This is a genomic window from Streptomyces sp. P9-A2 (genome assembly GCF_036634175.1).
Lineage (GTDB): Bacteria > Actinomycetota > Actinomycetes > Streptomycetales > Streptomycetaceae > Streptomyces > Streptomyces pratens.
In genome coordinates, this window is record NZ_JAZIFX010000001.1 from 7,098,048 (window position 1) to 7,123,429 (window position 25,382).

A 25,382-nucleotide genomic window follows, 5' to 3' on the forward strand; every position below is an offset into this window, starting at 1 on the left:
AGAGTGCAGCAAGGGTCCGCGTACGGTCTGCTGCGCGCGGCCCGTCACCCGGCCCCCGCTGCCCCGATCGGTCGACTGTTGAAGAAACCGGTCGGTCCGACCGTTCGCCGCAGACCGCAGACCGCAGACCGCAGACCGCAGACCGTTCACCGCATACGGTCGACCGATGGGGTTGTTCAATGCCTCATGATCTCCCTACCGTCCGGGTTTCATGAGTCCCCCCGTCGCGCCCCCGGGCTGGAGTCGCTGGCTCGTACCGCCCGCCGCTCTCTCAGTCCACCTCTCCATCGGCCAGGCCTACGCGTGGAGCGTGTTCAAGCCGCCGCTCGAGTCCGCGCTCGGCCTCAGCGGCACCCAGAGCGCGCTGCCGTTCCAGCTCGGCATCGTGATGCTCGGCCTGTCCGCCGCCTTCGGCGGCACCCTCGTGGAAGGCAAGGGGCCGCGCTGGGCGATGACCGTCGCCCTGATCTGCTTCTCCTCCGGCTTCCTGCTCTCCGCCCTCGGCGCGGCCACCGAGCAGTACTGGCTGATCGTCTTCGGCTACGGAGGCGGTTTCGCGACCGCTCCGGCCTATCTGAAGGACCTCTTCGGCACCTATCAGGTCGGCGCCGTCCACGGGCGGCTGCTCACCGCGTGGTCCACGGCCGGTGTGCTCGGTCCGCTCATCGTGAACTGGGTCGCCGACCGGCAGGAGGAGGCGGGCCGGCACGGCTCGTCGCTGTACGGACTGTCCTTCATGATCATGATCGGGCTGCTGGTGGTCGGCTTCGTCGCCAACGAACTCGTCCGTCCCGTGCACCCCCGGCACCACGTGTCCCGCCCCGACGAGACGAAGCCCGACGAGACGAAGGAGACCGCCGATGAGCGGCGAGAGCAGCACGAGTCCGCCTGACGCGGCCGCGGCGGGCCCCGGCCGCCGCGGGCTGATCGTCTTCGCCTGGCTGTGGGTGGGCGTCCCCCTCGCCTACGGCCTGTACGAACTCGTGAGGAAGGCGACCCAACTGTTCACCGGATGACGGCCGGCCCCCGGGCGTGCACGTCCGGGCGCACCCGCGGGACGCGCCGAAGAGCGCCTCCCGGCGTCCGCGGGCCTGACCGAAGCCGACAAGCCCGGCCCTCGAATCCTGTCGTATCACCTGTCGGCGTACCCGCGGGTCACTGATCAGACTGGTGAATCCCGCAACCGCCACACGAGGGGGACCCATCCATGATCGGCTCGCGCATCGCCGCCGTCGGCCACTACCAGCCCGCCCGGGTGCTCACCAACGAGGATCTGGCGGGCATGGTCGACACCAGCGACGAGTGGATCACGAGCCGGGTCGGCATCCGCACCCGTCACATCGCGGGCCCGGAGGAGCCCGTCGACGAACTGGCCGCGCACGCCGCGGCCAAGGCGCTGGCGGCGGCCGGCCGCACTCCCGCCGACATCGACCTGGTGCTGGTCGCCACCTCCACCGCGATCGACCGTTCGCCCAACATGGCGGCCAGGGTCGCGGCACGCCTCGGCATTCCCGGCCCCGCCGCGATGGACGTCAACGTGGTGTGCGCCGGGTTCACCCACGCGCTCGCCACCGCCGACCACGCGGTACGGGCCGGATCCGCGCGCCGCGCGCTGGTGATCGGCGCCGACAAGATGTCCGAGGTCGCCGACTGGACCGACCGCACCACCTGCGTACTCCTCGGCGACGGGGCGGGCGCCGCGGTCGTCGAGGCGACCGAGACCCCCGAGGAGCCCGGGATCGGGCCCGTGCTGTGGGGCTCGGTGCCGGAGATGGGCAACGCGGTGCGGATCGAAGGGACGCCGCCGCGGTTCGCGCAGGAGGGCCAGAGCGTGTACCGCTGGGCGACCACGCGGCTGCCGGCCATCGCCCGCCAGGCCTGCGAGAAGGCGGGGTTCGCGCCGGAGGACCTCGCCGCGGTCGTACTGCACCAGGCCAACCTGCGGATCATCGAGCCCCTCGCGCTCAAGATCGGCGCGGTCAACGCGGTCGTCGCCCGGGACGTCGTCGACTCGGGAAACACCTCGGCCGCGAGCATCCCGCTCGCCTTCTCCAAGCTCGTCGAGCGGGGCGAGGTGTCGTCCGGCGACCCGGTCCTGCTGTTCGGCTTCGGCGGAAACCTCTCGTACGCGGGGCAGGTCGTCCGCTGCCCCTGACGGCCCCTCGTGTTCCGGCAGCCGCTCGTACCCTGACAACGCCTCGGGCGGAATCCCTCGTACGGGTGTGACGCGGTCGACTCTCCCTCTCCCTGGCATCTGCGCGCCGTAGACTGTAGACGAAAGACAATCACTACTGGCGGTGCCGTACGACCGGCCGTGCGGCCGGGCGGGGGCTGCCGAGGAGGGGGACCGCGATGCTGTCGACCGGACTGCCCCAGGGGGCGGTGCCCAAGCTCGAACGCCCGGGCCCGCTGCGCGACCGTGTCTACGAGGCACTGCTCGAGCTCATCACCACCCGCGCTCTGAGGCCCGGCCAGCATCTGGTCGAGAGTGAACTCGCCGGCCACCTCGGCGTCTCCCGGCAGCCCGTGCGCGAGGCGCTCCAGCGGCTGAACACCGAGGGGTGGGTCGATCTGCGCCCCGCCCAGGGCGCGTTCGTGCACGAGCCGACGGAGGCGGAGGCCGACCAGCTCCTCACCGTCCGCACGCTGCTGGAGGCCGAGGCCGCCAGGCTCGCCGCGCTCAACGCCGACAGCGCGGGCATCGAGGCCCTGGACGAGATCGTGGCGCTGGGTCTGCGGGCCGTCGCCTCCGACGACGTGGACGAGGCCGTCGCCCTCAACGCCCGCTTCCACGCCAAGATCATGGAACTGGCCGGCAACGCCGTCCTCGCCGAACTCGCCGCCCAGGTCGGCCGCCGTGTGCGCTGGTACCACACGCCTGTCGCCCGGCAGCGTGGCGGGAAGTCCTGGGCCGAGCACCGCGATCTCATCACCGCGATCGTGAACCGGGACGAGCGGCTGGCCGAGCGGCTCATGCGCGAACACACCGAGCACACCCGGCGCTCGTACCTCGAACAGGCGAAGTCCTGACGGCGGGTACCCGGGGAAGCGGCTCCGCGCCGGCCCCTTTGTCCTGTGAGTGGAAAAAGTAGGGGGCAATTCCTGCGCGACTTCTTCCCACCTCCGGCAGCCGCTGCTACGTTCCCTTCGAAAGCACGCCACACACGTGGCCGGAATCCGGCGCGCAGAGGCCGACCGAGGCGGGGAGGGGTTCGTGAGACGCATGACGGCACGGCCCGCGAACGCTCATCAGGCCCGACTGCTCAGGCTGTTGCGCGACGGCGGACCCAACTCCCGTGCCCAGCTGGGTGACCAGGTCGACCTCTCCCGGTCGAAACTGGCCGTGGAGGTGGACCGGCTGCTGGAGACGGAACTCGTCGTGGCCGACGGACTCGCCGCCTCGCGCGGCGGCCGGCGTTCCCACAACATCCGCCTCAACCCGCACCTGCGACTCCTCGGCGTCGACATCGGCGCGACCTCGGTCGACGTCGCCGTCACCAACGCCGAACTGGAGATCCTCGGACACATCAACCAGCCCACGGACGTACGTGACGGACCGGTCGCGGTCTTCGAGCAGGTGCTGTCCATGGCGGCGAAGCTGAAGGCCTCGGGGCTCGCGGAGGGGTTCGACGGCGCCGGTATCGGCGTCCCGGGCCCGGTCCGCTTCCCCGAGGGCATCCCGGTGGCACCGCCGATCATGCCCGGCTGGGACGGTTTCCCCGTACGGGAGGCGCTCAGCCAGGATCTCGGCTGCCCGGTCATGGTCGACAACGACGTGAACCTGATGGCGATGGGGGAGCAGCACGCGGGCGTCGCCCGCACCGTCCCCGATTTCCTCTGCGTCAAGATCGGTACCGGCATCGGCTGCGGCATTGTCGTCGGCGGGGAGGTCTACCGAGGTACGACGGGCAGCGCCGGCGACATCGGCCACATCCAGGCCGTGCCCGACGGCCGACCGTGCGCCTGCGGCAACCGGGGCTGCCTGGAAGCCCACTTCAGCGGCGCGGCCCTTGCCCGGGACGCCCTGGAGGCAGCCCAGCAGCAGCTCTCCCCCGAACTCGCGAGCCGTCTGGAGACGAACGGCACGCTGAGTGCCGCCGACGTCGCCGCCGCGGCCGCCGCGGGGGACGCCACCGCGATCGACCTGATCCGCGAGGGCGGCAGCCGCACCGGCCAGGTCATCGCCGGCCTGGTCAGCTTCTTCAACCCCGGCCTGGTGGTGATCGGCGGCGGCGTGACCGGTCTCGGCCACACCCTGCTCGCCGCCATCCGCACCCAGGTCTACCGTCAGTCGCTGCCTCTGGCGACCGGCAACCTGCCCATCGTCCTGGGGGAGTTGGGTCCCACCGCCGGAGTCATCGGCGCGGCCCGGCTCATCAGCGACCACCTGTTCTCACCCGCGTAAGCAGCCACCGCTCCACCGCACACAGCAAGTCCGGTTCCACCGTACACAGCAACGAGTCCGGTTCCACCGCACGCAACAGCTCTGCCCTCCACCACGCAGAGCACCCACCGTTTCCACCGACGGAACAGCGCACCGGCACCACGTACCCCCGCCCCGCCGCACGTACGGCCCAGTACCACCCGAACCACTCGGAGCCACCCGAACGACCCGCGCCACCCGTTCAGTTCGCGTCCCCCACCGTTCCTGCCACACAGCGCCGCACCGTCCTGGCACCCCGGCCTGCCCGAAAACACCTTCCCCGCGAGGGGATCGCCCTGACACCGGCCCGCACGCCCGCCGAGGGGAATCCGCATGGCACCCGAACCACCGTTGCTCAGCATGTCCGGCATCACCAAGTCCTTCCCCGGCGTCCGGGCCCTGGACGGCGTAGACCTCGACGTCCAGGCCGGCGAGGTGCACTGCCTGCTCGGCCAGAACGGCGCCGGCAAGTCCACCCTGATCAAGGTGCTGGCCGGCGCCCACCAGCCCGACACGGGCACCATCCGCTGGCGCGGCGAAGCCGTCACCCTGCGCTCGCCGATCGCCGCCATGCGCCTCGGGATCGCCACCATCTACCAGGAACTCGACCTGGTGGAACACATGACGGTCGCCGAGAACATCCACCTCGGCCAGGAACCCACCACCGCTGGGTTCGTCGTCCGTCCCAGGACCGCCAGGGAGTCGACGGCCGAGCTGCTGACCCGACTCGGGCATCCGGAGATCGAACCGGGCCGCGCGGTCGGGGAGTTGTCCGCCGCCCAGCAGCAGATCGTCTCGATGGCGCGGGCGCTCTCGCACGACGTGCGCCTCATCGTGATGGACGAGCCGTCGGCCGCGCTCGACCCGGACGAGGTCGACAACCTCTTCCGTATCGTCGACGGCCTCACCGCCGACGGCGTCGCCGTCGTCTACATCTCGCACCGCCTCGAGGAGATCCGGCGCATCGGCGACCGGGTGACCGTGCTCAAGGACGGCCGCGCCGTCGCCGGCGGGCTGCCCGCCAGGTCGACGCCCACCCGCGAGGTGGTCGCCCTGATGACGGGCCGTGACGTCGAGTACGTCTTCCCCGGCCGGCCGGTTTCCCCACCCACCGGAGAACCGGTGCTGACCGTCGAAAACCTTTCCCGCAAGGGCGAGTTCGCCCCCCTCGACCTCGCACTGCGCCCGGGGGAGATCGTCGGGCTCGCGGGGCTCGTCGGCTCCGGACGCTCCGAGATCCTGGAGACGGTCTACGGCGCCCGCAAACCGGACTCCGGCCGGGTCCTGGTCGACGGGCGCCCCCTGCGGCCGGGCAGTGTGCGCGCCGCCGTCCGCGCCGGGATCGGACTCGCCCCCGAGGAACGCAAGGCGCAGGCCCTGCTCATGCTGGAGTCCGTCACCCGCAACGTGTCGCTCTCCGCCATGTCCCGCTTCTCGCGCGCCGGCTGGATCGACCGCGGCGCCGAGCTGGGCGCGGCCCGCGCGGCCACCCGCGAACTGTCGCTGAGGCCGGACAACCCGGACGTGCCCGTGCGCACCCTGTCCGGCGGCAACCAGCAGAAGGCCGTGCTCGCCCGCTGGCTGCTGCGCGGCTGCCGGGTACTGCTGCTGGACGAACCCACCCGCGGCGTCGACGTCGGCGCCCGCGCCGAACTGTACGCGGTCATAAGGCGGTTGGCCGACGAAGGCCTCGCCGTCCTACTCGTCTCCAGCGAGGTGCCCGAGGTACTCGGCCTCGCCGACCGCGTCCTGGTGCTCCGGGAGGGTGACGTCGTCCACACGGCACCCGCCTCGGAACTCGACGAACACCGTGTACTCGACCTGGTCATGGAAGGAAGCCCGGCGTCATGACGCAGCCCGTCTCCCCGCCGCGGGACAGCACCGACAAGGTGCCGCCGGCCGGCCCCCCGCCCGCCTGGCGCACCGTGCTGTTCCGCGCCGACGTCCGCACGCTGTCCCTGCTCGGCGTCCTCGCCGCACTCCTCCTCATCGGCGGCGTCACCAAACCCGACGAGTTCCTGGACACCCGCAACCTCCAGCTCGTCCTCACCCAGGCCTCCGTCATCGGCGTCGTCACCGTCGGTATGACCTTCGTCATCACCTCCGGCGGCATCGACCTGTCGGTCGGCGCGATCGTCGCCCTGTCCTCGGTGTGGGCGACCACGGTGGCCACCCAGGAGTTCGGGTTCGCCGGCATCCTGTTCACCGCCGTCCTCGTCGGCGTCGGCTGCGGTCTGGTCAACGGGGTGCTGATCGCGTACGGCGGGATGGTCCCGTTCATCGCGACGCTCGCCATGCTCGCCTCGGCCCGCGGCCTCGCCCTGCAGATCACCGACGGGCGGACCCAGGTCGTCACCATCGACAGCGTTCTCGACCTCGGCGAACGCGACGCCTACGTCCTCGGCATCCCGCCCCTGGTCCTGGTGTTCGCGGCGGTCACCGCCATCGGCTGGCTGGTCCTCAACCGGACCACCTTCGGGCGCCGTACCGTCGCCGTCGGCGGCAACGCGGAGGCGGCCCGGCTCGCCGGCATCGACGTCCGCCGCCAACGCCTCTACCTGTACCTGCTGTCGGGACTGTGCTGCGGCATCGCCGCCTTCCTGCTGATCGTTCTGGCCGGCTCCGGCCAGAACACCAACGGCAACCTCTACGAGCTCGACGCCATCGCCGCCGCGATCATCGGCGGCACCCTGCTCACCGGAGGCCGCGGCACCATCGTCGGCTCCGTGCTGGGCGTCCTGATCTTCACCACGATCACGAACATCTTCGCCCTGAACAACCTGCAGAGCGACGTCCAGCAGATCGCCAAGGGCGCGATCATCGTCGCCGCCGTGCTGGTCCAGCGCCGTACCGCGAGCACGACCTGACGAAAGGGTTCACCGCCATGCCAGAGACGCCTTCCACAAGCCGCAGAGGGCTGCTCTTCGGAGCCGCCGCCGTGTCCGCCGGAGTCCTCGTCACCGGCTGTACCAGCAACGAGCCGAGCGACGCCGAACCGGCCGCCAGCGACCGGCCGGCCGCCGACGACAAGCCCGGCAAGCCGGTCACCATCGGCTTCGCGGGACCGCAGGCCGACCACGGCTGGCTCAACGCCATCAACGACAACGCCGAGAAGCGCGCCAAGACGTACTCGGACGTCACCATGGAGATCACCGAGGGCTCCAACGACACCGCCCAGCAGATCGGCCAGATCGAGACCCTCATCAACAAGAAGGTCGACGTCCTGGTGGTGCTCCCCGCCGACGGCAAGGCGCTCACCCAGGTCGGGCTCAAGGCGATGCGCGCCGGCATCCCCGTCGTCAACCTCGACCGCGTTTTCAACTCCCCGCAGGCGTACCGCTGCTGGATCGGCGGCGACAACTACGGCATGGGCCTGAACGCCGGGCACTACATCGGCGAGAAGCTCAAGGACACCCCCGACGCACGCGTCATCGAACTGGCCGGCCTGGACAACCTCGAGCTCACCAAGCAGCGCACCCAGGGCTTCGACGACGCGCTGAAGAACTACCCCAACATCAAGAAGGTGGCCCGCCAGGCCGCCGACTTCACCGTCGAGTCCGGCCAGGCCAAGATGGCCCAACTCCTCCAGGCCCAGTCGAAGTTCGACGCATTGTGGAACCACGACGACGACCAGGGCGTGGGCGCGCTGCGCGCCATCGAACAGGCCGGGCGCGACGACTTCCTCATGGTCGGCGGCGCGGGCGCGCTCTCCGCCTTCCAGGCCATCAAGGCGGACAACGGCGTCCTGAAGGCGACCGTGCTCTACCCGCCGTCGATGGCCGCCTCCGCGATCGACCTCGCCCGCGCCCTCGGCCAGGGCAAGGGCGTCGGAGGCCTCGCCGAGTTCGAGATCCCCACCTCGCTGACCTGCTACTCGGCCGTCGTCGACAAGGAGAACGTCGACCAGTACATGTCCACCGGCTTCAAGTGACGGAGCCCCGCCCCACGGGCCTGGCCGGCCCACCGGGCGGGGCCACCCCCGCCCGCCACGACGACGAGGAGGACATCCGTATGGCACAGCCGCAGCAGTCGGACGGGGCGGAGACGGGGAAGCCACCCCTGCGCGTCGGCATGGTCGGCTACGCCTTCATGGGCGCCGCCCACTCACAGGGCTGGCGCACCGCGGGCCGCGTTTTCGACCTGCCGATGAACCCCGAACTGGCCGTCGTCTGCGGCCGGGACGCCACCGCGGTGCGCGCGGCGGCCGACCGCCACGGCTGGGCGGACACCGAGACCGACTGGCGTGCCCTGGTCGAACGGGACGACGTCGACCTCATCGACATCTGCACACCCGGCGACAGCCACGCCGAGATCGCGACGGCCGCACTCGCCGCGGGCAAGCACGTGCTGTGCGAGAAACCCCTCGCCAACACCGTAGCCGAAGCCGAAGCGATGGCCGATGCCGCCGAACAGGCTCGACAGCACGGCCTGTCGGCGATGGTCGGCTTCAACTACCGCCGGGTCCCCGCGACCGCGCTGGCCCGGCGGATGGTGGCCGAGGACCGCATCGGCACCCTCCGGCACGTGCGGGTGACGTACCTCCAGGACTGGCTGGTGGACCCCGCGTTCCCGCTGACCTGGCGGCTGCGCCGGGAGCAGGCGGGCTCCGGCTCGCTCGGCGATCTCGGCGCGCACATCGTCGACCTCGCCCAGCACCTGGCGGGGGAGCGGCTGGCGGGGGTCTCCGCGCTCACCGAGACGTTCGTGAGGCAGCGGCCGCTGCCCGCGGCGTCCACCAGCGGTCCGGCCGCCGTCGACAGTGCCGGCGCCGGCGAGGTCACCGTGGACGACGCCGCCCTGTTCACCGGCCGCTTCGCCTCCGGCGCCCTCGCCTCCTTCGAGGCCACCCGGTACGCCACCGGCCGCAAGAACGCGCTGCGCATCGAACTCAACGGAGAACGCGGGTCACTGGCCTTCGACCTGGAACGGCTCAACGAACTCTCCTACCACGACGGCACCGAGCCCGCAGCGCACGCGGGTTTCCGCCGCATCCTGGTCACCGAACCCGACCACCCCTACCTGGACGCCTGGTGGCCGCCGGGCCACGGCCTCGGCTACGAGCACACCTTCGTGCACCAGGCCCGCGACCTGGTCCACGCCGTCGCCGAGGGCCGCACGCCCGAACCCTCCTTCGCCGACGGACTGCAGGTGCAGCGCGTCCTGGCGGCGGTGGAGGAGAGCGCCCAGAAGAACTCCGTCTACACGCCGATCACCGCCTGAAGACCTGAGGAAAGGCAGACCCGCGTGCCCCGCAATTTCACGCTGTTCACCGGCCAGTGGGCGGACCTACCCCTCGAGGAGGTCTGCCGACTCGCCCGCGACTTCGGCTACGACGGTCTCGAACTCGCCTGCTGGGGCGACCACTTCGAAGTCGACAAGGCACTCGCCGACCCGTCCTACGTCGATTCCCGGCGCAGCCTCCTCGACAAGTACGGCCTCAAGGCCTGGGCGATCTCCAACCACCTGGTCGGCCAGGCGGTGTGCGACGCCATCATCGACGAACGCCACCAGGCCATCCTGCCCGCCAGGATCTGGGGCGACGGCGAGGCAGAGGGCGTACGGCAGCGGGCCGCCGCCGAGATCAAGGACACCGCGCGCGCCGCGGCCCTCCTCGGCGTCGACACCGTCATCGGGTTCACCGGCTCGGCGATCTGGCACCTGGTCGCCATGTTCCCGCCCGTTCCCGAGTCGATGATCGACCGCGGCTACGAGGACTTCGCGACGCGCTGGAACCCGATCCTGGACGTCTTCGACGCCGAGGGCGTGCGGTTCGCGCACGAGGTCCACCCCAGTGAGATCGCCTACGACTACTGGACCACCGTCCGCACACTGGACGCGGTCGACCGCCGGCCGGCCTTCGGGCTCAACTTCGACCCCTCCCACTTCGTGTGGCAGGACCTCGACCCGGTCGGCTTCCTGTGGGACTTCCGCGACCGGATCTACCACGTCGACTGCAAGGAGGCCCGCAAGCGCCTCGACGGCCGCAACGGCCGCCTCGGCTCCCACCTGCCCTGGGGCGACCCCCGGCGCGGCTGGGACTTCGTCTCCGCCGGACACGGGGACGTCCCCTGGGAGGACGTCTTCCGCATGCTGCGCTCCATCGACTACCAGGGCCCGATCTCCGTGGAATGGGAGGACGCCGGCATGGACCGGCTCCAGGGCGCCCCGGAGGCGCTGACCCGGCTGAAGGCATACGACTTCGACCCGCCGTCGGCCTCCTTCGACGCGGCGTTCAACAGCTGAACCGCATGCCCGACGGCAGGTCGGGGACGGGGGCCGGAAAATCCGCCGGTCCCCGGCCCGGCCTGCCCGGATCCCGCTTTGTCCTGCGTTGGGGAAAAGTGCAACCGGCCCCGTTCCAAGGGGTGTTCGTTCCGGATGAACGCGGTTACCGTCCCTGAAGTGTCCAGGACACCCACGCCGCCGGGGTGACGTCGCACCCCGGCGCCCGCACCGCACGTCTTCGCACCCGTTCCGTACGGCCCCACCCCGTTCCCGGAGGGACTTCGTGCACAGAAGCAGACTCACATCCACCCACACCACGAGGCGTCCCAGACTTCGCACCGCCCTCGCCCTGCTCACCGGCCTGATGCTGGCCGTGGGGGCCCCGGCGACCGTCGCCGGCGCTCACCCCGGGCACCCGGAACATGATGAACCGGCAGCCGCCGAGGGGCAGTTCCAGCAGGTACCGCTCGCCAAGGGCGAGCCCGAGACGGGCGAGCCGATGTCGCTCGCCGTGCTCCCCGACCGCAGCGTCCTGCACACCTCGCGCGACGGCACGCTGCGCCTCACCGACCAGGCGGGTGTCACCAAGATCGCCGGCAAGATCCCCGTCTACAGTCATGACGAGGAGGGCCTGCAGGGCGTCGGCATCGACCCGGACTTCAAGAAAAACCGGGCGGTCTACCTCTACTACGCCCCGCCGCTCGACACCCCCGCGGGCGACGCCCCGGAGACCGGCACCGCCGCGGACTTCGCGAAGTTCGACGGCGTCAACCGCCTCTCCCGCTTCGTCCTCAACCCCAACGGCACGCTGGACATGGCCAGCGAGAAGAAGGTCCTGGACGTCGCGGCCTCCCGCGGCACCTGCTGCCACGTCGGCGGCGACATCGACTTCGACGCCGAGGGCAACCTCTACCTGTCCACCGGCGACGACACCAACCCCTTCGCCTCCGACGGCTTCACGCCGATCGACGAGCGGCCGGACCGCAACCCGGCCTTCGACGCCCGCCGCAGCTCCGGCAACACCAACGACCTGCGCGGCAAGCTCCTGCGCGTCAAGGTCGCCGAGGACGGCTCGTACACCGTCCCGGAGGGCAACCTCTTCGCCCCCGGCACCGAGAAGACCCGTCCCGAGATCTACGCGATGGGCTTCCGCAACCCGTTCCGCATGAGCGTCGACGACAAGACCGGCACCGTCTACGTCGGCGAATACGGCCCCGACGCCGGCGCCGCCGACCCGAAGCGGGGCCCGGCGGGACAGGTCGAGTTCGCCAAGGTCACCGAGGCCGCCAACTTCGGCTGGCCGTTCTGTACCGGCGACAACGACGCCTACGTCGACTACGACTTCGCCACCAAGACCTCCGGTGAGACGTTCGACTGCGCCGCCCCGAAGAACACCTCGCCGCACAACACCGGCCTCGTCGACCTGCCGCCCGCCCAGGCCGCCTGGATCCCGTACGACGGCGGTTCCGTGCCCGAGTTCGGCAGCGGCTCCGAGTCCCCGATGGCCGGCCCGGTCTACCGCTACGACCCCGAGCTCGACTCCAGTGTGAAGTTCCCCGAGGCGTACGACGGCGACTTCTTCGCGGGCGAGTTCGGCCGCCGCTGGATCAAGCGGATCGAGCAGAACGCGGACGGCTCCGTCGCGAAGATCAATGACTTCCCGTGGACCGGCACCCAGATCATGGACATGGAGTTCGGCCCCGACGGGGCGCTCTACGTCCTGGACTACGGCGTCTCCTGGTTCCAGGGCGACGACAACTCCGCGCTGTACCGGATCGAGAACGCCGAGGACGGCTTCTCCCCGATCGCCGAGGTGAGCGCCGACAAGACGTCCGGCGCGGCCGGCCTCAAGGTCGCCTTCACCGGCTCCGCCAAGGACGCCGACTCCCCGGACCTCACCTACAGCTGGGACTTCGGCGACGGCACCAAGGGCGAGGGCCTCAAGCCCACCCACAAGTACAAGAAGGTCGGCACCTACACCGCGACCTTCACCGCGAAGGACCCCGAGGGCAACACCGGTAACGCCAGCACCCGGATCGTGGTCGGCAACACCGAACCCAAGGTGAAGATCGAGGTCCCGGGCAACGGCAGCCTGGCCGCCTTCGGCGAGCCCGTCCCGTTCAAGGTGAAGGTCACCGACCCCGAGGAGAAGATCGACTGCTCCAAGGTCAAGGTCGCCTACAGCCTCGGCCACGACTCCCACGCCCACGAGCTGACCAGCGAGACGGGCTGTGAGGGCACCCTCAAGCCGCCTGCCGGCGACGGCGGTCACGACCCCAACGCCAACATCTACGGCGTCGTCGGGGCCGGTTACACCGACGGCGGGGCCAACGGCCAGGAGGCCCTGACCGGTACCGCCCGCACCGTGCTCCAGCCGCTGCACCGCCAGGCCGAGCACTTCACCACCCAGTCGGGCGTGAAGACCTACGACAAGACCGGCGCCAACGGCGGCAAGACCGTCGGCGACATCGACGACGGCGACTGGATCTCCTTCAGCCCCTACCGGTTCGACGGGCAGAAGAAGATGACCGTACGGGCCTCCTCCGGCGGCGCCGGCGGCTTCGTCGAACTGCGCACCGGATCGCCCGACGGCAAGCTGCACGGCTCGGCGTACATCCCGCCGACCGGCGGCTGGGAGACGTTCCAGAACATCGACGTGCCGCTGCGGTCGCTGCCGAAGAAGACCACGGAGATCTACCTGGTCTTCAGGGGCGGCGACGGCGCACTGTACGACGTGGACGACTTCGAGTTCTCCACCCAGCCGTTCAAGGGCGGCAAGAAGGTGCTGGTCTTCTCCAGGACCGCCGGCTTCCGCCACGACTCCATCCCGCAGGGCGTCGCCGCGCTGAAGGAACTGGGCGGCCCGGCCGGCATCACCGTCGACGCGACCGAGGAGGCCCGGCAGTTCACCACGGCCAACCTCGCCAAGTACGACGCGGTGGCCTTCCTGTCCACCACCGGTGACGTCCTGAACGCCGACCAGCAGAACGCGTTCGAGAACTACGTCAAGAACGGCGGCGGCTACCTGGGCATCCACGCCGCCGCCGACACCGAGTACGACTGGGAGTTCTACGGCGGTCTCGTCGGCGCCCACTTCGACTCGCACCCGGCCATCCAGAAGGCCACCGTGCGCGTCGAGGACCACGACCACCCGTCCACCGCGCACCTGGACGACGCGTGGGAGCGCACCGACGAGTGGTACAACTACCGCACCAACCCGCGTGAGCAGGCCAAGGTCCTCGTCACCCTCGACGAGACGACGTACCAGGGCGGCACCATGAAGGGCGACCACCCGATCGCCTGGTGCCAGAGCTACGGCGGCGGCCGCTCCTTCTACACCGGCGGCGGCCACACCAAGGAGTCCTACGCCGAAGAGGCCTTCCGCACCCATCTGCTCGGCGGTCTGCAGTATGCCACCGGCCAGGTCAAGGCGGACTGCAAGCCGGGCAAGGACCACCGGAAGATCTTCAACGGCCAGACCCTGGACGGCTGGAAGCAGGCCGGCCCCGGCACGTTCGACGTCAAGGACGGCACCCTGGTGTCCGAGGGCGGCATGGGTCTGCTCTGGTACCAGGCCAAGGAGCTGACGTCGTACTCCCTCAAGCTCGACTGGAAGATGCGGGGCGACGACAACTCCGGGATCTTCGTGGGCTTCCCGGCCTCCGACGACCCCTGGTCCGCGGTGAACAAGGGCTACGAGATCCAGATCGACGCCACGGACGCGCCCGACCGCACCACGGGCTCCGTCTACTCGTTCAAGTCGGCGAACATCAAGGCCCGTGACCAGGTCCTGCGTCCGCCCGGCCAGTGGAACTCCTACGAGATCAAGGTCCAGGGCGAACGCCTCCAGGTGTTCCTCAACGGGGTCAAGATCAACGACTTCACCAACAAGGACCCCGAGCGGAGCCTGACCGACGGCCACATCGGCCTCCAGAACCACGGCGCCGACGACCAGGTCTCCTTCCGCAACATCCAACTGAAGGAACTGCCCGCCAAGGGCGACTAGAACGGCGGCGGGCGGAGGACGCCGGACCTCCGCCCGCCGTCCCGCCGGGCCTTCACGCCCGGCACCCCGCTGGTCCGCTTCCGGCGCTCGCACCTGGTTCGCGTACGACAAGGAGGCTGCCCATGTCCGCCGAACCGTCCCTGCCCACCTCCTCCTCCCCGGACCCGCGCTTCGGCGTCTGGTTCATCGGGGCGCGCGGATCCGTGGCCACGACCGCGATCGCGGGCTGCGCCGCCGTCGCCGCCGGACTCCATCCGCCGACCGGCATGGTCACCGAGACCCCTCCCTTCACCTCGTGCGGCCTGCCGCCGCTGTCGTCCCTCGTCTTCGGCGGCCACGACACCGTCGACTGCCCGCTGCCCAAACGCGCCGAACACCTCGCCGCCGGCGGCGTCCTGCCGCACAGCCTGCCGTCCGCCGTGCACGCCGAACTCGTCGCCGCCGACCGGGAGATCAGGCCCGGCGGTCCCCTGCCCGGCGACACGGACGACGGCTCGGACCGCACCCAGGACGAACCGATCGACGTGTTCGCGGCCGACATCCGCGACTTCGTGCGCCGCCAGGGCCTCGCGGGCGCCGTCGTGGTGAACGTCGCCTCCACCGAGCCCGCCTCCACCGAGCCCGCCTCCACCGAGCCCGCCTCCACCGAGCCCGCTCCCGCCGAAGGCTCCCTGCCGCCGAGCTCCCTCTACGCGGCGGCCGCCCTGCGCGCCGGCTGCCCCTACGTCAACTTCACCCCCTCCACGGGGCTGCACCACCCGGCGCTGGCCTCGCCGGCGGAGGCATCCGGCCTGCCCTGGGCGGGCCGCGACGGCAAGACCGGGCAGACCCTGCTGCGCTCCGTGCTCGGCCCGATGTTCCTGCAGCGCGCCCTCGCCGTGCGCGCCTGGTCCGGCACCAACCTTCTGGGCGGCGGCGACGGTGCCGCCCTCGCCGACCCCGCGGCCGCCGCCGCCAAGAACGCCGGCAAGGAACGCGTCCTCGCCGACACCCTCGGCACCACCCCCGAGGGCGAGGTCCACATCGACGACGTACCCGCGCTCGGCGACTGGAAGACGGCCTGGGACCACATCGCCTTCGACGGCTTCCTCGGCGCCCGCATGATCCTGCAGACCACCTGGCAGGGCTGCGACTCCGCGCTCGCCGCGCCGCTCGTCCTCGACCTGGCCCGACTGGTCGCCCGCGCCCGGGAGAGGGGCCTGTCCGGTCCGCTGAGCGAGCTGGGCTTCTACTTCAAGGACCCGGTGGGGGACGGCCCGTCCTCGCTGGCCGAGCAGTACGCGCAACTGAGGCGCTTCGCCGGGCGGCTGCGGGACGACGCCGACGATCACGGAACGCAGCGGTGAGCCGCACGGCCGCCCCGGCGCGGGACACGCCCGCGCCGGCCGGGTCGACGGCGGCAGGCGAGGCGAAGGCGGTAGACGGCCCGGCCCTCGGGGACACCACCACGCCCCTGCCCGGCCCCACGCTCCGCACCTCCCGCCCCCGCTCCGGCCGCGCGGGCGCCTGGGCCGAACTGCTGCGCCTGCCCGCGCTGTTCACCGTCCCCGGCGACGCCCTGGCCGGCGCGGCGGCGACCGGGACGCGCCCCGGACCCCGCACGCTGCTCGCCATCGGGTCCTCCCTGTGCCTGTACGAGGCCGGCATGGCCCTGAACGACTGGGCGGACCGCGCCGAGGACGCCGTGGAGCGCCCGCACCGCCCGCTCCCCTCCGGCCGCATCCGCCCGGCCGCCGCCCTCACCGCCGCCGGTGCCCTCACCGGTGCCGGACTGGCGCTCGCAGCCGGTGCGGGACGCCCCGCCCTCGCGGTGGCCGCGCCCCTGGCGGCGACCGTCTGGGCCTACGACCTCGCGCTGAAGCACACGCCCGCCGGTCCCGCGGCCATGGCCGCCGCCCGCGGACTGGACCTGCTCCTGGGCGCGGCCGCCACCGGCGGCGGCACCCGGGCCGCGCTGCCTTCCGCCGCGCTGCTCGGCACGCACACCCTCGCGGTCACGGCCGTCTCCCGCCGGGAGACCACCGGCGGTTCGGTCCTGGCCCCGTCGGCGGCCCTCGCGACGACGGGGGCGCTGACGTGGCTGGTCACCCACCGCCGCACCCGACTCCCGGCAGGCCGGCGGGCAGCAGCCGCCCCCGGTCTGCCGGGCCCCGGCCCGGCCGGGCGCCCGCCCCGGGCCACCGGCGTCCTGGCCACCGCCCTGGGCGCCGCCTACGCCGCCACGGCCGCCCGGCCCTACTTCCACGCCATGCTCAACCCCTCGCCCCCGCTCACCCAACGCGCCGTCGGCGGCGGCATCCGGGCCACGATCCCGCTCCAGGCCGCGCTCGCCGCCCGCGCCGGCTCGGCCGGCACCTCCCTGCTCGTCGCGGCCCTGGCCCCGGCCGGCCGGATGTTCGCGAGGAGGTCCGGCATGAGGAAGGTGAGCATCACATGAGCCGGAACACGGACGGCGTCTCCGCGCCCCCTCTCCGCTTCGGCTACGGCACCAACGGCCTCGCCGACCTCCGTCTCGACGACGCCCTCGCCCTGCTCGCCGACCTCGGCTACGACGGGGTCGGACTCACCCTCGACCACATGCACCTCGACCCGCTCGCCCCGGACCTCGCCGCCCGCACCCACCGGATCGCCCGACGGCTGGAGGAACTCGGTCTGGGCGTCACCGTGGAGACCGGCGCCCGCTATGTGCTCGACCCCCGCCGCAAGCACGGCCCGTCGCTGCTGGACCCCGACCCGGACGACCGCGCCCGCCGCGTCGACCTCCTCCTGCGGGCGGTCCGCGTCGCCGCCGACCTCGGCGCGCACGCCGTGCACTGTTTCAGCGGCATCGTCCCCGACGGCACGGACGAGGACACCGCCTGGAAACGCCTCGCCGAGACCCTCACCCCCGTGCTGGACGCCGCCACCACCGCCGGCGTCCCGCTCGCCGTCGAACCCGAACCCGGCCACCTCCTCGCCACCCTCGCCGACTTCCACCACCTGCGCCGCACGCTCGGCGACCCCGAGCCCCTCGGCCTCACCCTGGACATCGGCCACTGCCAGTGCCTCGAACCCCTCCCTCCCGCCGACTGCGTACGCGACGCCGCACCCTGGCTGCGCCACGTCCAGATCGAGGACATGCGCCGCGGTGTCCACGAACACCTGCCCTTCGGGGACGGCGAGATCGACTTCCCGCCCGTCCTCGCGGCCCTCGCCGCCACCGGCTACCAGGGCCTGACCGTCGTCGAACTGCCCCGCCACTCCCACGCGGGGCCCCACTTCGCCGCCCGTTCCCTCCCGTTCCTCCACACCGCGGCCCGCACCGCGGCGACCGTCACCGGTGCCGGCACGGCATCCGCCCTCGCGCCCTCGCCCGGCGCTCCCTCCGCCACCCCCGAAGGGAGCGGCACCCCGTGAACCACCCCCGTGCCACCCCGGCGACCCCGGCCACCCCGGAGGCCCCGGAGACCCCGGAGGCAGCCACCACCAGCGGCCCCGACGCGGCCCCCCGCCCACCGGGAACCCCGGCAGCCGACGGCACCATCCCCGCCGCCCCTGCCGCCGCCCCCGCCCTCGCCGCCGCTCCGATCGACCCGGCCGTCACCCCGCTCACCGAACTGCGCCGTCTCCTCTCCGCCCGTCTCGACGCCGCCGCCCGCGCCTGGCTGGACCGGGCCCTCGACGAGGCCGCCGCCCACCCCGGCACCCACGGGCCCATCTCCGTATGGGAGCTGCGCCTGGCCGAGGCCGGCCGCCGCTGCGGTGCGGCCCACGCCGACGCCGCCCGCGTCCTGATCCTGCACGCGGCCCGCGCCGGCACCGAGGAGCTGACCCGGGTCTACGACCAGGGCACCGCCGACGAACGCCGGGCGGTCCTGCACGCCCTGCCCCACCTGGTGACCGGCCCCGAGGCCCGCCCGCTCGTCGAGGACGCCCTGCGCGCCAACGACACCCGGCTCGTCGCCGCCGCCGTCGGCCCGTACTGCGCCCGGCACCTCGACGCCCACGCCTGGCGGCACGCCGTACTGAAGTGCCTGTTCACCGGCGTCGCCCTGGACCGGGTGGCGGACCTGGCCCGGCGGGCCCGCGGTGACGGCGAACTCGCCCGCATGCTCGGCGACTACGCCGACGAGCGCACCGCCGCCGGCCGCCCCGTCCCGGAGGACCTGCACCGCGTACGGGCCCTGGCCCTGGCCCCCGCCGATTCCCCCGCCGATTCCGCCTCCGCTTCCGCTTCCTCCATCTCGAGTCACACCACGGACGACCCCCACGGCAAGGAGTCCTGATGCGCCTCTTCGACCCCCACGTCCACATGACGTCGCGGACCACCGACGACTACGAGGCCATGTACGGGGCGGGCATCCGCGCCGTCGTCGAACCCGCCTTCTGGCTCGGCCAGCCCCGTACCTCGCCGGCCTCCTTCACCGACTACTTCGACGCCCTCCTGGGCTGGGAACCCTTCCGTGCCGCCCAGTACGGCATCGCCCACCACTGCACCATCGCCCTCAACCCCAAGGAGGCGAACGACCCGCGCTGCACGCCCGTCCTCGACCTGCTGCCCCGGTATCTCGTCAAGGACAACGTCGTCGCCGTCGGCGAGATCGGCTACGACTCCATGACGCCCGCCGAGGACACCGCGCTCGCCGCCCAGCTCCAGCTCGCCGCCGACCACGGCCTGCCCGCCCTGGTGCACACACCGCACCGCGACAAGCTCGCCGGACTGCGCCGCACCCTCGACGTCGTACGGGAGTCCGCACTGCCCACGGAGCACGTCCTGATCGACCATCTCAACGAGACCACCGTCAAGGAGGCCAAGGACAGCGGCTGCTGGCTCGGCTTCTCCGTCTATCCCGACACCAAGATGGACGAGGAACGGATGGTCGCGATCCTGCGCTCCCACGGCCCCGAGCGGGTCCTGGTGAACTCCGCCGCCGACTGGGGGAAGAGCGACCCGCTCAAGACCCGCAAGGTCGCCGACCTGATGCTCGCCGAGGGCTTCACCGAGGACGACGTCGACCGGGTCCTGTGGCGCAACCCCGTCGCCTTCTACGGGCTCAGCGGCCGGCTCGCCCTCGACGTCCCCGCTCCCGAGGCCACCCACGAGGGCAACTCCATCCAGCGCGGCGTCCCGAGGGACGAGCCCCCGCGGGTGGCCGGCGTCGCCGCCGCGGAGGCGTGAGCCATGCGCTTCCGCCACCCCGACGGGTCCACCGTCCACCTCGCCTACTGCACCAACGTGCACCCGGCCGAGACCCTCGACGGTGTCCTCGCCCAACTGCGGGACCACTGCGAACCCGTCCGCCGCCGGCTCGGCCGCGACCGGCTCGGCATCGGCCTGTGGCTCGCCAAGGACGCCGCCCGCGCCCTCGTCACCGACCCGTCCGCCCTGCGCGGTCTGCGCTGCGAACTCGACCGGCGCGGCCTCGAGGTCGTCACCCTCAACGGCTTCCCCTACGAGGGATTCGGCGCCGAGGAGGTCAAGTACCGCGTCTACACACCGGACTGGGCCGACCCCGAACGCCTGGAGTACACCACCTCCCTGGCCCGCCTCCTCGCCGGACTGCTCCCCGACGACGTGGTCGACGGCAGCATCTCCACCCTGCCGCTGGCCTGGCGCACCGCCCACGACACGGAGCGTGCCGAAGCCTCCCGCCTCGCCCTGCGCACCCTCGCCGAGCGCCTCGACGCCCTCCAGGAGCTGACCGGGCGCTCCCTCCGCATCGCCCTGGAACCGGAACCCGGCTGCGTCGTCGAAACCACCCACGACGCCATCGCACCGCTCACCGCGATCGGCCACGACCGCATCGGCATCTGCGTCGACACCTGCCACCTCGCCACCTCCTTCGAAGATCCGCACACCGCCCTGGACGACCTCGCCGGGGCCGGTATCCCCGTGGTCAAGTCCCAGCTCTCCGCCGCCCTGCACGCGGAGCAGCCTCATCTGCCCGAGGTCCGCGAGGCCCTGCGCGCCTTCGCCGAGCCCCGCTTCCTGCACCAGACCCGCACCTCCACCGCCGCCGGACTGCGCGGCACCGACGACCTCGCCGAGGCCCTGGCCGGCGACACCCTGCCCGACGGGGCGCCCTGGCGCGCCCACTTCCACGTCCCGCTGCACGCGGCTCCCACCGCGCCCCTCACCTCCACGCTGCCCGTGCTGAAGACCGCCCTGACCCGCCTCGTCGGCGGCCCGCACCCCCTCACCCACCACCTCGAGGTCGAGACCTACACCTGGCAGGCCCTCCCACCCGAGCTGCGGCCCAGGGGACGCGCCCAGCTCGCCGACGGCATCGCCGCCGAACTCACCCTCGCCCGCGACCTGCTGACGGACCTAGGCCTGAAGGAACTCCCTTGACCCCGGACCCCGCGCCAGACCCCACGACAGACCGCACCGCGGACCCCACGCCGGACCGCACCGCGGACCCCGCCACGGAACCCGAGGCCGCCGGCCCCACCCCCCTCCTCGTCCTCGACGTCGTGGGCCTCACCCCCCGCCTCCTCGACCACATGCCCCATCTCAAGAGGCTCGGCCAGTCCGGCTCCCGCGCACCGCTCGGCACCGTGCTGCCCGCCGTCACCTGCGCCGCCCAGTCCACCTTCCTCACCGGCACCCTCCCCTCCGAACACGGCATCGTCGGCAACGGCTGGTACTTCCGCGAGCTCGGTGACGTCCTGCTGTGGCGCCAGCACAACGGTCTCGTCTCCGGGGACAAACTCTGGGACGCCGCCCGCCGCGCGCACCCCGGCTACACCGTCGCCAACATCTGCTGGTGGTACGCCATGGGCGCCGACACCGACATCACCGTCACCCCCCGCCCGGTCTACTACGCCGACGGCCGCAAGGAGCCGGACTGCTACACCCGGCCGGCCGCCCTGCACGACGAACTCACCGAGAAGTTCGGCACGTTCCCCCTGTTCCACTTCTGGGGGCCCGGAGCCGACCTCGCCTCCAGCCGGTGGATCATCGACGCCACCCGCCACATCATGAGCACCCGCCACCCCGACCTGACCCTCTGCTACCTCCCTCACCTCGACTACGACCTGCAGCGCTTCGGCCCCGACGACCCGCGCTCCCTGAAAGCCGCCGCGGACCTGGACGCCGCCCTGGCCCCGCTGCTCGACGACGCGCGCGCCGAGGGCCGTACCGTCGTCGCCCTGTCCGAGTACGGCATCACCCGGGTGAACCGGACCGTGGACATCAACCGCGCCCTGCGCCGCGCGGGCCTGCTGGAGGTGCACACACAGGACGGCATGGAGTACCTCGATCCGATGGCCTCGCGCGCCTTCGCGGTCGCCGACCACCAGATCGCCCACGTCTACGTGCGCCGCCCCGAGGACCTCGACGCCACCCGGGCCGCCCTCGAAGGACTGCCCGGCATCGATCAGCTCCTCGACGACGAGGGCAAGAAGGCCCATCACCTCGACCATCCGCGCGCCGGCGAACTGGTCGCCGTCGCCGAACCCGATGCCTGGTTCACGTACTACTACTGGCTCGACGACGAACGCGCACCCGACTTCGCGCAGCTCGTCGAGATCCACCGCAAACCCGGCTACGACCCGGTCGAGCTCTTCATGGACCCCCTCGACCCGTACGTCAAGGTGAAGGCGGCCACCGCGCTGGCGCGCAAGAAGATCGGCATGCGCTACCGGATGGCGGTCGTGCCCCTCGACCCGTCACCTGTTCGGGGCAGCCATGGCCGCCTCCCTGCGAGCGACGACGACGGTCCGCTCCTCATCTGCTCCCTCCCTCGTGCCGTCGGAGACCGCGTCGCGGCCACCGATGTCAAGCAACTCCTGCTCCAACTCGCCGGACTCGGCTGACGCACCACCACGGCTGACGCACCACCACTCAGGGCCCTCCGAGATCCAGCTACGGAGAGTGAAACACACGGCACTGACAACGGTCGGTCCCGGCGGGACCGGAACCGGCCACGACCGAGAAGGCAGGCCACTCGTGACCTCGTACTCCGACCCCTCCCGCGCCGAGGCCGTCATCGCCTCGGCCACCGACGCCCCGGACGAGGGACTGCGCCGTTCCCTGGGCGTGGACCGGCGCCGTTTCCTCAGCACCTGCACCGCCGTGGCGGCCGGAGCCGTCGCGCTCCCCGTCTTCGGGGCCGCCCCCGCCCTGGCCCACGACCGCGGCAGAGACCACGACCACGGACACGACCACGGACACGGCGGGCAGGTGCTCGTCCCCCCGCACAAGCGCGGCATCATCCTCTACACCGTCCGTGACGCCACCGGCCGCGACCCCCTGTCCACCGATCTGCCCTCCGGCTTCCGCGAGGTGTTCAAGCAACTGGCCCGCCACGGCTACCGCCAGGTGGAGTTCGCCGGCTACAACCAGCACGCGAACGCACCCGGCGGCGCCAGTCTGGAATCCGTCGCGGGAGCCAGGCTGCTGCGCTCCTGGCTCGACGACTACGGCCTGCGCGCCCAGGGCAACCACGGCTTCATCCCCTCCTCCTGGCCGTTGACCACGGCAGACCTGGACACCTTCAAGAAGCACCTCGAGATCGCCAACATCCTCGGCCTGGACCACATGGGCACCGGCGGCGACCCCACCGGCAGCTCCCACCGCGCCGACTGGGACGTGGCCGCCGACAAGTGGAACGCCCTCGGCGCGATCGCCCGCCGCGAGGGCGTCAAGCTCTACACCCACAACCACGACGGCGCCTACGGCTTCCTGCTCGACCGCGGCCCCCTGGACGACCAGGGCCGGCCCACCCGCAGTTCGGGCATCCGGAAGCTGGAGTACTTCCTCAAGGTCACCGACCCGAAGACCGTCTGGCTGGAGATGGACATCTTCTGGGCGCACGTCGCCCAGTACAAGTTCCACACGTACACCGCCCACGACGGCTCCACCCGCAGGAACGTCTTCGACCCGGCCGGCCTGGTCGCCCGCAACAGCAAGCGCTACCCGCTCTTCCACGCCAAGGACGGCGTCGTCAGCACGACCAACGGCATGGGCTACGAGATGGTTCCCTTCGGAACCGGAGTCATCGACTACACGACGTTCTTCTCCCGGGTCGGGCAGCACGACTACCGCAACCCGATGATCGAGGACGACAACGCCCCGAGCGCCACCGACCCCGGGCAGTCGCTGCGGGAGGCCAAGATCGGCTACGACAACCTGGCGGCCCTGCGCAAGCGGCGCCGCTGACCGGGACCACGGATCGGGACCGCTGACCGGGAACACGGACCGGGCGGCCCCTCCCGCAGCACTGCGGGAGGGGCCGCCCGGTCCGCGTGGACGAAGCTCTCGTGCCGGTGCTCCGTGGGGGACGGTATGCGGCTCCGGCGGTCCGTGGAGTCAGGCCGTCTCGTCGCCGAGCGGCTGCGGGTTCGGGCTGATCCGCCTGGGCTTGGGCCGCCCCGGGGGATGCAGGAACACCGCGACGCAACCGGCGAACAGGGAGATCGAACCCGCCAGGACGAACGCGCCCGCGTAGTCCCAGGCCGCCACCACAACGGCACCCATGCCGGATCCGAGCAGACCGGAGACGAGCTTCGAGGAGTACACCAGGCCGTAGTTCGTGGCGTTGTTGTTCTCACCGAAGTAGTCGGCGGTCATCGCGGCGAACATCGGGAAGATGGCACCGCCGCCGAACCCGGAGATCGACGAGAACAGCAGGAACAGCGGCAGGTTCCCGATGTTCCCGGAGAACAGGATGCCGTACTGGGACAGCCCGAGGACGATACAGACGAAGATCAGGCACTGCTTGCGGCCGTACCGGTCGGAGAGCCAGCCGATGACACCGCGGCCGGTCCCGTTGACGATCGCCTTCAGGGACATGGCGGTCGCCACGATGCCGCCCGCGAAGCCCGCGTCGTCACCGAAGGGCACCTGGAAGGCGATACCGAAGATGTTCACCCCGGACGTGCACAGCAGGCAGAACCACATCAGGCCCACCCGGCCGGTCCGCCACGCCTCCATGGGGGTGTACTGGTGCACGGCCGGCGGGTTCTTCTCCATCGCGCGCCGGGTGCGCGCGTCGGTCGGCTTCTTCAGCGGATCGATGTCGGCCGGCCACCAGTTCTTCGGCGGGTCCTTGAAGAAGTAGCCGGCTCCCGCCACCACACCGGCCAGGAACACACCCACCGCGACCAGCACCCAGCGGAAGTTGGTGAGGTCCATGTAGCCGGTGAAGATGAAGACGAACGGCACCGAACCGTAGGCGAAACCGCCGTTCACGAAGCCGGTCTTGCCGCCCTTGCGCTCCGGATACCACTTGGCGACCATGTTCACGCAGGTCGCGTACACCATGCCGGCACCCATACCGCTGAACATGCCGAAGCCGAGATACGCGACGATCACATGCGGTGCGAAGGCCAGCGAGACATAGCCCAGCAGGGTCCCCACCGCGCCGCACATCATCGCCCAGCGGGCCGGCAGTTGCCCGCTCTCCCGCAGCTTGCCCGCAGGGAAGGCCACCGCCGCCTGGAAGAACACCCACACGCCCAGCATCCAGAAGATGTGCGCGCTGCTCCATGAATGGGCCGTGTGCAGGGTGTCCTCGGCGGAGGCGAACGCGTACTCCGCCGAGCTGATGCCCATCATGCCGATCCACGGCAGGATGACCATCCACTTGCGCTTGCGGCCCATGATGTCGATGTCGGTCTCACCGAGGCGGTAGACGCGTCCGTTCGCGTCGGCCACCTCCCGGTAGGGAACCGAAGTACGCAGATCGGTCGTCGTCATGTCGTTCGCACCCCTTGCGTCGAAAGTTCTGGCCAGCGCCCCCTGTC

Annotated in this window: 20 protein-coding genes; 19 read left to right on the forward strand and 1 reads right to left on the reverse strand. The window is 71.6% G+C overall.

Annotated elements, in window-relative coordinates; translation table 11 throughout:
- Nucleotides 1–211: 211 nt before the first annotated feature.
- From V4Y04_RS32065 to V4Y04_RS32155, 19 genes are all read left to right on the forward strand, one after another.
- Complete coding sequence (locus V4Y04_RS32065) at nucleotides 212–892, forward strand: MFS transporter (protein WP_332431847.1); 681 nt, start codon at nucleotides 212–214, stop codon at nucleotides 890–892.
- On the forward strand, nucleotides 861–1,016 hold the full coding sequence (locus V4Y04_RS32070; RefSeq protein WP_332431848.1) for an MFS transporter small subunit: 156 nt from the start codon (nucleotides 861–863) through the stop codon (nucleotides 1,014–1,016). The genes V4Y04_RS32065 and V4Y04_RS32070 overlap by 32 nt, the downstream gene beginning before the upstream one ends.
- 191 nt (nucleotides 1,017–1,207) lie before the next feature.
- Nucleotides 1,208–2,155, forward strand: coding sequence for a beta-ketoacyl-ACP synthase III (locus tag V4Y04_RS32075; RefSeq protein WP_332431849.1), 948 nt, complete (start codon nucleotides 1,208–1,210; stop codon nucleotides 2,153–2,155).
- Between the two features lie 197 nt (nucleotides 2,156–2,352).
- Nucleotides 2,353–3,030, forward strand: a complete 678-nt coding sequence (locus tag V4Y04_RS32080; RefSeq protein ID WP_332431850.1) for a GntR family transcriptional regulator — start codon at nucleotides 2,353–2,355, stop codon at nucleotides 3,028–3,030.
- A gap of 193 nt (nucleotides 3,031–3,223) precedes the next feature.
- The gene (locus V4Y04_RS32085) at nucleotides 3,224–4,405 is read left to right on the forward strand and encodes an ROK family protein (protein ID WP_332433071.1); all 1,182 of its coding nucleotides are present in this window, start codon (nucleotides 3,224–3,226) and stop codon (nucleotides 4,403–4,405) included.
- Between the two features lie 351 nt (nucleotides 4,406–4,756).
- Complete coding sequence (locus V4Y04_RS32090; protein ID WP_332431851.1) at nucleotides 4,757–6,274, forward strand: sugar ABC transporter ATP-binding protein; 1,518 nt, start codon at nucleotides 4,757–4,759, stop codon at nucleotides 6,272–6,274.
- On the forward strand, nucleotides 6,271–7,290 hold the full coding sequence (locus V4Y04_RS32095) for an ABC transporter permease (protein ID WP_332431852.1): 1,020 nt from the start codon (nucleotides 6,271–6,273) through the stop codon (nucleotides 7,288–7,290). Before V4Y04_RS32090 ends, V4Y04_RS32095 begins: the two co-directional genes overlap by 4 nt.
- Before the next feature lie 17 nt (nucleotides 7,291–7,307).
- On the forward strand, nucleotides 7,308–8,354 hold the full coding sequence (locus V4Y04_RS32100; RefSeq protein WP_332431853.1) for a substrate-binding domain-containing protein: 1,047 nt from the start codon (nucleotides 7,308–7,310) through the stop codon (nucleotides 8,352–8,354).
- Between the two features lie 80 nt (nucleotides 8,355–8,434).
- Entirely contained in the window at nucleotides 8,435–9,643 is a 1,209-nt protein-coding gene (locus tag V4Y04_RS32105) for a Gfo/Idh/MocA family protein (RefSeq protein ID WP_332433072.1), read from the forward strand.
- 24 nt (nucleotides 9,644–9,667) lie between these two features.
- Nucleotides 9,668–10,666, forward strand: coding sequence for a sugar phosphate isomerase/epimerase family protein (locus V4Y04_RS32110; protein ID WP_332431854.1), 999 nt, complete (start codon nucleotides 9,668–9,670; stop codon nucleotides 10,664–10,666).
- 265 nt (nucleotides 10,667–10,931) lie between these two features.
- The gene (locus V4Y04_RS32115; protein WP_332431855.1) at nucleotides 10,932–14,654 is read left to right on the forward strand and encodes a ThuA domain-containing protein; all 3,723 of its coding nucleotides are present in this window, start codon (nucleotides 10,932–10,934) and stop codon (nucleotides 14,652–14,654) included.
- Between the two features lie 122 nt (nucleotides 14,655–14,776).
- Nucleotides 14,777–16,000, forward strand: a complete 1,224-nt coding sequence (locus tag V4Y04_RS32120) for an inositol-3-phosphate synthase (protein ID WP_332431856.1) — start codon at nucleotides 14,777–14,779, stop codon at nucleotides 15,998–16,000.
- Nucleotides 15,997–17,091 (forward strand): SCO3242 family prenyltransferase, encoded by a 1,095-nt coding sequence (locus V4Y04_RS32125; protein WP_443080115.1) that lies wholly within the window; start codon nucleotides 15,997–15,999, stop codon nucleotides 17,089–17,091. Before V4Y04_RS32120 ends, V4Y04_RS32125 begins: the two co-directional genes overlap by 4 nt.
- The gene (locus V4Y04_RS32130) at nucleotides 17,088–18,050 is read left to right on the forward strand and encodes a sugar phosphate isomerase/epimerase family protein (RefSeq protein WP_332431857.1); all 963 of its coding nucleotides are present in this window, start codon (nucleotides 17,088–17,090) and stop codon (nucleotides 18,048–18,050) included. The genes V4Y04_RS32125 and V4Y04_RS32130 overlap by 4 nt, the downstream gene beginning before the upstream one ends.
- A gap of 125 nt (nucleotides 18,051–18,175) precedes the next feature.
- Nucleotides 18,176–18,919, forward strand: coding sequence for an EboA domain-containing protein (locus tag V4Y04_RS32135; RefSeq protein WP_443080214.1), 744 nt, complete (start codon nucleotides 18,176–18,178; stop codon nucleotides 18,917–18,919).
- Complete coding sequence (locus V4Y04_RS32140) at nucleotides 18,919–19,812, forward strand: TatD family hydrolase (RefSeq protein WP_332431858.1); 894 nt, start codon at nucleotides 18,919–18,921, stop codon at nucleotides 19,810–19,812. Before V4Y04_RS32135 ends, V4Y04_RS32140 begins: the two co-directional genes overlap by 1 nt.
- A gap of 3 nt (nucleotides 19,813–19,815) precedes the next feature.
- Nucleotides 19,816–20,985, forward strand: a complete 1,170-nt coding sequence (gene eboE, locus V4Y04_RS32145; RefSeq protein WP_332431859.1) for a metabolite traffic protein EboE — start codon at nucleotides 19,816–19,818, stop codon at nucleotides 20,983–20,985.
- 122 nt (nucleotides 20,986–21,107) lie between these two features.
- The gene (locus V4Y04_RS32150) at nucleotides 21,108–22,451 is read left to right on the forward strand and encodes a nucleotide pyrophosphatase/phosphodiesterase family protein (RefSeq protein WP_332433075.1); all 1,344 of its coding nucleotides are present in this window, start codon (nucleotides 21,108–21,110) and stop codon (nucleotides 22,449–22,451) included.
- A 133-nt stretch (nucleotides 22,452–22,584) separates the two neighbouring features.
- On the forward strand, nucleotides 22,585–23,796 hold the full coding sequence (locus V4Y04_RS32155) for a sugar phosphate isomerase/epimerase family protein (RefSeq protein WP_332431860.1): 1,212 nt from the start codon (nucleotides 22,585–22,587) through the stop codon (nucleotides 23,794–23,796).
- A 150-nt stretch (nucleotides 23,797–23,946) separates the two neighbouring features.
- Here the strand turns inward: V4Y04_RS32155 and V4Y04_RS32160 are convergent, their stop codons facing one another.
- Nucleotides 23,947–25,335, reverse strand: coding sequence for an OFA family MFS transporter (locus V4Y04_RS32160; protein ID WP_332431861.1), 1,389 nt, complete (start codon nucleotides 25,333–25,335; stop codon nucleotides 23,947–23,949).
- Nucleotides 25,336–25,382 lie beyond the last annotated feature (47 nt).

Coding starts and splice junctions, on each gene's coding strand:
- V4Y04_RS32065 (WP_332431847.1), top strand. CDS start 212: ATGAGTCCCCCCGTCGCGCCCCCGGGCTGGAGTCGCTGGCTCGTACCG.
- V4Y04_RS32070 (WP_332431848.1), top strand. CDS start 861: ATGAGCGGCGAGAGCAGCACGAGTCCGCCTGACGCGGCCGCGGCGGGC.
- V4Y04_RS32075 (WP_332431849.1), top strand. CDS start 1,208: ATGATCGGCTCGCGCATCGCCGCCGTCGGCCACTACCAGCCCGCCCGG.
- V4Y04_RS32080 (WP_332431850.1), top strand. CDS start 2,353: ATGCTGTCGACCGGACTGCCCCAGGGGGCGGTGCCCAAGCTCGAACGC.
- V4Y04_RS32085 (WP_332433071.1), top strand. CDS start 3,224: ATGACGGCACGGCCCGCGAACGCTCATCAGGCCCGACTGCTCAGGCTG.
- V4Y04_RS32090 (WP_332431851.1), top strand. CDS start 4,757: ATGGCACCCGAACCACCGTTGCTCAGCATGTCCGGCATCACCAAGTCC.
- V4Y04_RS32095 (WP_332431852.1), top strand. CDS start 6,271: ATGACGCAGCCCGTCTCCCCGCCGCGGGACAGCACCGACAAGGTGCCG.
- V4Y04_RS32100 (WP_332431853.1), top strand. CDS start 7,308: ATGCCAGAGACGCCTTCCACAAGCCGCAGAGGGCTGCTCTTCGGAGCC.
- V4Y04_RS32105 (WP_332433072.1), top strand. CDS start 8,435: ATGGCACAGCCGCAGCAGTCGGACGGGGCGGAGACGGGGAAGCCACCC.
- V4Y04_RS32120 (WP_332431856.1), top strand. CDS start 14,777: ATGTCCGCCGAACCGTCCCTGCCCACCTCCTCCTCCCCGGACCCGCGC.
- V4Y04_RS32130 (WP_332431857.1), top strand. CDS start 17,088: ATGAGCCGGAACACGGACGGCGTCTCCGCGCCCCCTCTCCGCTTCGGC.
- V4Y04_RS32140 (WP_332431858.1), top strand. CDS start 18,919: ATGCGCCTCTTCGACCCCCACGTCCACATGACGTCGCGGACCACCGAC.
- eboE (WP_332431859.1), top strand. CDS start 19,816: ATGCGCTTCCGCCACCCCGACGGGTCCACCGTCCACCTCGCCTACTGC.
- V4Y04_RS32160 (WP_332431861.1), bottom strand. CDS start 25,335: ATGACGACGACCGATCTGCGTACTTCGGTTCCCTACCGGGAGGTGGCC.